Below are 5309 nucleotides of genomic sequence, written 5' to 3'. Positions count from 1 at the left end.
GAAGGTAAGCGAATTAGTGGATAGAATCCTGAAAGTGACGGATAGAACACTCAATTTGGCGGATAGATCGGCGAAACTAGCGGATAGAACACTCAATGTGACGGATAGCTTGGGGAATCTGGCGGATAGTGCGTCCAATTTAATCGATAGCTTGGGCAGAACGATAGATTGCGCTAAGGAACCGGAGAAGGTAAGCGAATTAGTGGATAGAATCCTGAAAGTAGCGGATAGAGCGCTCAATGTGGCGGATAGCTCGGCGAATGTTGCGGATAGAATGCTTAATGTGACGGTTAGCAGGCTCAGATTACTGGATAGCGCATAAAAAGAAGTCTTCTTCTCAAAATAAAAACCCATGTATTGAACATACATGGGTTGAGCTGCTATTAACAATTTTCTGTGGAATAGGAGGACTTTAAAATAGTCCGTTCAATTAGTCTTATTTCGTTATTTAGCTTCGCAATCGCCGCTTCAATTTGTTGATAGCGCTCCATTTGGTTGATCTTCTCGGTTGGTATTGTCTCTTTTAAAGCGGCCTGCCCTGCGTATAAGCTTGCTAGTAAATCTAGCTTCTGAAAATAAGCTGTGCTGTATTGCTCCATAACACCTAGCTCCTCTTCTGTTACATTTTCAAGAACGAATGAATTATTGTTCATATAAGCACTATAACCGAAAATCTCAACCTCAAAACTCACCCTAATTCATTATTTATTATCCACAATTCAGTAAAAAAGTATTCTTTCACTTTATCAAAGCTAAACTATTCATCTTTTTTTAACAAAGAATAGATAAACGTATCATAAGCTTGTCCGTTTTGATATATATATTCCCTCAATATACCTTCTTCCTGAAACCCTAGTTTCCTGAGTAGCTGATTGGATGCTTCATTTGCTAAAAAGACAACAGCTCCGATGCGATTCAAATTCATCGTCTCAAAGCCATAGGTAATTACTTTTTGCACAGCTTCTTTTGTATAGCCTTGTCGCCAGTAATCAGGATGAATTTCATAGCCTATTTCTGCTCGTTGATGCGCCGCCGACCATAAATGAAACCCAATTGTCCCAATAATTTCATTTGAATCCTTATGTTCAATGCCCCAACGAATCCCACGTTTTTCTTCAAAGTTTTTGGCAAAATGCTTAATTAATTCATCAGCCTGTTGCTTATCGACAAATGGCTCCTGCCCATAATAGCGTGTGACCTCCTGATTTGAAAAGCAACGAAAAATCGCACCTACATCGTCCTCTTTGAGTTCTCTTAATCTAAGTCTGTCTGTTTCTAAAATTGGAAACATCATGTCCTCCCCCTCCTCTACCCTCCATACCATTCTCTACCATTCCTTTAAAATCCTTTATTGACAACAAAAAAAGCGCAGCCTGCAATTAGGCTCGCACTTTTTATTAACCGAATGCTTGTGCTGCAAGAGCAAATAATGTTTGATTGCGAGTAGGCATTTTTTTGGCATTGCGGATCATGACAGGTGGTGTTGCAGCCAATGTAAAACCACTTTGTTGTAAAAATGGCCAAAGCTCCTCTTGGATAGACGGACAGTCGATACGTAATTTCCCGTTATGCCCCTTAGCCAATTCTTTAATAATATTCTGCGCTATTTCCTTATTTGGCGCTACGATGGGTCCTAATAAAAGATAAATGGGTCCTTGAATCGTTAGACCGTACCCAATCAATTGGTTGTGCTCATTTTTCACAACAACACAGCGCTGGGACTGCCGAATTCTTTCCCGCAAAAAGAGTTCTCTACGATCCCCAAATGCTCCTGCATCAAGCTTGACCAGCTGTTCAAATTCCGCTTCTTGAAATTCTTTAATCATGACAAAAGAATCAACGTCCCTTGTCGTCTCTACAAAGTTGTCTGCTAAATATTTATGTACATGCTCAACCGTCCTAAAGCCCATTTTTTCATATAAAGGCTCTCCCTCTTTTGTTGCTACAAGGATAATGGTTGTTTCCTTTGAAACATGATCGATACAAGCTTGTGTAACAACTCTACCTAAGCCAAAACCTCTGCATTGCTCATGCACAATTACCATGCCAATGGAAGCTACATTTGTATCATAGTTCGTTATAGCTGCACATGAAACAATTTTTCCTTCCTTATTTTTATGACCGACTATTCGACCAGCTGCCATGATTGTCTTAATTTCGTGGGCATCATAGTCCCACCCGACAGAAGCCGATAGCTCGATTAATCCTTGAATATCCTTAGCCGTCAATTCTGTGAGCTGAAATACATCTTCACTTTCTAATGTCAATTTTGTTCCTCCTCTACATTTAAAGAACGTTTGTTCTATTTTACATAATTCCCCTTCCATGTACAAGCAATTTCTTTTAGGTTTAGCAATTATTCCTATTTAAATATTGTAAAATGGCTTATAATAGGGACCAGACTATGCACTCCTACTTCAAGCATATAAAGGTGATTTCAACATGACATCCTATGAACGTATACTGATAATGGTCCCGCCGTTTCCCTAGCTACGCAATCTACTTGTAATAGCACAAAGTAGAATTTGCTTGTAGGAGGGCAATATGTTGAAAAAACAGGCAGTACCATCTTTATTGTTAATGATTGTTCTTGTGGCTTTTCCACAAATTAGTGAAACTATTTATACACCATCTCTACCGGATATTGCAGCTGCACTTGGTGTCTCCAATAGCGCTATCCAATTCACCTTAAGCATCTATTTTATTGGCTTTGCATTAGGAGTTTTTGGCTGGGGATGGATTTCTGATATCATTGGTCGCCGCCCTGCCATGTTAGGCGGTCTCCTTTTTTATGGAATTGGGAGCTTACTTTGTTTTTATGCAGAGACACTTCCCTTTCTAATAGGAAGTCGATTTATTCAAGCGTTCGGGGCTGCTACTGGCTCTATTATTACGCAGACCATTTTGCGTGAAAGTGTAACGGGTAGTCAACGACACGCCATGTTTGCACAAATTTCAGCCGTCATAGCCTTTACCCCTGCGGTAGGGCCACTGATTGGTGGATGGGTGGATCAAGCATTAGGCTTTCGGGCTGTGTTTTTTGTTCTTGTTGTGATGAGTATGTTGTTGTTCTTCTATGCTTATTGCAGGCTACCTGAAACAACAAATCCTGCAGCAAGACAAAGAATAGCGATTTGGCCTGTCGTCAAACGCCTTTGCGCTTCACCAACCGTTCTTGTTTATGGATTACTCATCGGAGGCATCAATGGTGTGCTATTTAGCTACTATGCTGAAGCACCTTTTATCTTCATCGAGCATTTCAAGATAACACCTGGCCTATATGGGTTTCTTGGCATCATCGTTGCACTGGCTTCGATCATTGGAGCCATGATCTCAAAGCGACTTGTCAAAAATCATCCACCACAATCGATCATTCACGTTGGTTGTTTGGTGATGCTAATAGGTGCACTTCTTTTAACAATTATCTGTAGTGTACCAATGCACGTAACAATACTGGCGATAGGCATAATGCTAACCGTTTTTCTAATGCTACTCGGTGCTGGCATTGCACTTCCTAATTGTCTAAGTCTTGCATTAGTAGACTTTCAGGATGTTATCGGTACAGCCGGCGCTATTTTTAGTCTTGGCTATTACCTATTAGTCAGTGCCATTACATCGGGCATGAGTTTACTACACAACGGTTCTTTACTGACAATGCCACTTTACTTCTTGGGTCTATCCCTGACGATGTGGCTTTGTGGGAGAAAATATATTCAATAGCAACTTCAATCCATAATGGATGATAGCGGGCATCCAATGACGATAACACAAATGAGCCACCTTAAATTATTTTAAGGTGGCTTCTCCTTCGATCGCATTACTGAAAATAATAATCCACTACTTGTTGTGCGGAATGGAAAACTTTATTGCTTTGCGTTTTATAGAGAAATGTTGGTTGATTACAGGCTTTCTCGAGGCTTTTTGCTTGCTTTAGTTTATCGGTCATTTGCTCAATAATATCGGTATAGCCATCGAGCTGATTGGATATTTTAGGTAGCATTATTGGTGAAATGTCCAAAACAATGGATACTTGATCCTCTGCATAGCTATTTAAATTGATAAAAAAGCACTCTTCCAAATGCTTTGAATGTTTATCCACATTAATAACAGCTTCTTGAAAATTAGCAATTAAGCCTGTTGACGTTTTTTTAATCGTAAAGCCTTGCTGCGTTAAATGCTGTTCAACGAGACTTAAAAACTGTTCTACCTCTGCATCAAGCTTCGGTCTAACAGTTGATTGAATTAAGTCATCGCATTTCTGATAAATTGTATCGATTTCAGCCTGTTTGTCTACAAGAATTTTAAAATTGGACATTGAATACACGCTTTATCTCCCCTTTTTACTAAGGTAGTCATTCATGAAGCGTTTTAGTCATGATCCATGTAAAAATAACATTAAAAGGAGAATCCTATGATAAGAAATTCGGTTAAAGCCATCATTATTGTGAATGGGGAAATCTTACTAACAAAAAATCAAGATCCGGAGGGCTTTTTTTATCTTTTCCCGGGAGGCGGACAAGAGCATGGAGAGACCTTTCATGAAGCACTGCAAAGAGAATGTCTTGAAGAAATTGGCTCCTCTGTTCAGATTGGAGAGCTTCTATTTATCCGAGAATATATCGGAAAAAACCATGAACATGCTGCCTTTGATGCTGATGCACACCAAGTAGAATACTATTTTTTATGCCAGTTAAATGGGGTCTCCTGTCAGCCAACGAATCCCGATAGCCATCAAATCGGAACAGAATGGCTACCCATCGAAATGCTACATACGAAGAGACTTTATCCAAAAGCATTCATCGAACCATTACAACAATTTATCCGTGGACAAAAAACAACAATTTACTTGGGTGACATCAATTAAATAGGCTGCCTATTGAAATAGACAGCCCTTTCTTATGTCAGTAGCTTTACCATCGTATAATAGCTGCTACCTGGCGGATAATCTTTAATTTCTCCTACAACACGATAGCCTTGTGTCTCATAAAATGTTCGCGCTTGGAATTCAAAGGTTGTCAACAGTGCTTTCGTTGCTCCCATATCCTTAGCAATTCCCTCAGCCTGTGCCAGTAGCTTTTTGCCCAAACCTTTCCCTCGATATTCTTCACAAAACCAAAATTTATGTATTTCCAGCCAACCCCAGTAGACCTCAGCTGTTATCCCACCAATCCATTGTTGCTGGTCATCAGTGACGATCAGGTGTAAAGGCTGAACTGCACCCTTCTGCCTACTTTCTCGGTGATAAGAGGAATGCTCATTGTTAAATGTTCGAATCTTTTCTGCTAAAAAGTTTGTAAACTCATCATGCT

The 5309-nt window shown here is 39.8% G+C and carries 8 protein-coding genes; 3 read left to right on the top strand and 5 right to left on the bottom strand.

Annotation, left to right across the window (positions count from 1 at the left end):
* Positions 1–322, top strand: a 322-nt coding sequence (locus RT445_RS16130; protein ID WP_312506276.1) for a hypothetical protein, incomplete at its 5' end; no start/stop codon positions are given.
* Between the two features lie 61 nt (positions 323–383).
* Here RT445_RS16130 and RT445_RS16125 read toward each other — a convergent pair.
* From RT445_RS16125 to RT445_RS16115, 3 genes are all read right to left on the bottom strand, one after another.
* Positions 384–692 (bottom strand): hypothetical protein, encoded by a 309-nt coding sequence (locus tag RT445_RS16125; RefSeq protein WP_274796801.1) that lies wholly within the window; start codon positions 690–692, stop codon positions 384–386.
* Between the two features lie 65 nt (positions 693–757).
* Entirely contained in the window at positions 758–1291 is a 534-nt protein-coding gene (locus RT445_RS16120) for a GNAT family N-acetyltransferase (RefSeq protein WP_312506356.1), read from the bottom strand.
* A 106-nt stretch (positions 1292–1397) separates the two neighbouring features.
* The gene (locus RT445_RS16115) at positions 1398–2267 is read right to left on the bottom strand and encodes a GNAT family N-acetyltransferase (protein WP_313470956.1); all 870 of its coding nucleotides are present in this window, start codon (positions 2265–2267) and stop codon (positions 1398–1400) included.
* A 280-nt stretch (positions 2268–2547) separates the two neighbouring features.
* Between RT445_RS16115 and RT445_RS16110 the strand changes: the two genes are divergently transcribed.
* On the top strand, positions 2548–3720 hold the full coding sequence (locus tag RT445_RS16110; RefSeq protein WP_313470968.1) for a multidrug effflux MFS transporter: 1173 nt from the start codon (positions 2548–2550) through the stop codon (positions 3718–3720).
* Positions 3721–3817: 97 nt separating this feature from the next.
* Here the strand turns inward: RT445_RS16110 and RT445_RS16105 are convergent, their stop codons facing one another.
* The gene (locus tag RT445_RS16105; protein WP_312506357.1) at positions 3818–4315 is read right to left on the bottom strand and encodes a hypothetical protein; all 498 of its coding nucleotides are present in this window, start codon (positions 4313–4315) and stop codon (positions 3818–3820) included.
* A 96-nt stretch (positions 4316–4411) separates the two neighbouring features.
* Here RT445_RS16105 and RT445_RS16100 point away from each other — a divergent pair, with 96 nt between their 5' ends.
* A complete protein-coding gene (locus tag RT445_RS16100; protein WP_274796799.1) occupies positions 4412–4864 on the top strand; it encodes an NUDIX domain-containing protein in 453 nt (150 codons plus the stop codon).
* 32 nt (positions 4865–4896) lie between these two features.
* Here the strand turns inward: RT445_RS16100 and RT445_RS16095 are convergent.
* Positions 4897–5309 (bottom strand): GNAT family N-acetyltransferase (locus tag RT445_RS16095; protein ID WP_313470953.1); only part of this gene is annotated, 413 nt, incomplete at its 5' end.

It is taken from the genome of Lysinibacillus sp. (assembly GCF_032093475.1).
In the GTDB taxonomy this organism is placed as follows: Bacteria; Bacillota; Bacilli; order Bacillales_A; family Planococcaceae; genus Lysinibacillus; species Lysinibacillus irui.
This window is presented reverse-complemented; position numbering and strand designations above follow the sequence as displayed.